The organism is Terrisporobacter mayombei, assembly GCF_020748465.1.
In the GTDB taxonomy this organism is placed as follows: Bacteria; Bacillota; Clostridia; order Peptostreptococcales; family Peptostreptococcaceae; genus Terrisporobacter; species Terrisporobacter mayombei.
Genome location: NZ_JAHZMP010000308.1, coordinates 1 through 389, shown reverse-complemented (window position 1 = coordinate 389; position 389 = coordinate 1). Strand labels below are relative to the sequence as shown.

Below are 389 nucleotides of genomic sequence, written 5' to 3'. Positions count from 1 at the left end.
ATCAATAACTGGGGTGAAGTCGTAACAAGGTAGCCGTATCGGAAGGTGCGGCTGGATCACCTCCTTTCTAGGGAGAATTAACCTACTGTTTAATTTTGAGGGTTCTTTATGAAAACTCAAAATTAGTGCTTTGAGAAACGGGATAGACATGAACGAATGTGAATGGCTAGACGGTGGCGATATGCGAAGCATTTTAGTACTTTGAAAACTGCATAACATTTAGTGATATGACATTATAAAAGAAGAAGATAAACTTCTTAAGAAATATATCATATAAAGAAGATAACTTTTAAAAATATCAACTTTAATAACTGGTCAAGTTATTAAGGGTGTAGGGCGAATGCCTTGGCACTAGGAGCCGATGAAGGACGCGATAAGCTGCGATAAGC

At 37.8% G+C, this 389-nt stretch carries 2 rRNA genes; both read left to right on the top strand.

Going from position 1 to position 389, the window contains the following annotated elements:
• Positions 1 to 67: ribosomal RNA gene (locus tag K0039_RS21720) — 16S ribosomal RNA — on the top strand; the annotation flags it as partial.
• Positions 68 to 313: 246 nt separating this feature from the next.
• A 23S ribosomal RNA gene (locus K0039_RS21715) occupies positions 314 to 389 on the top strand; the annotation flags it as partial.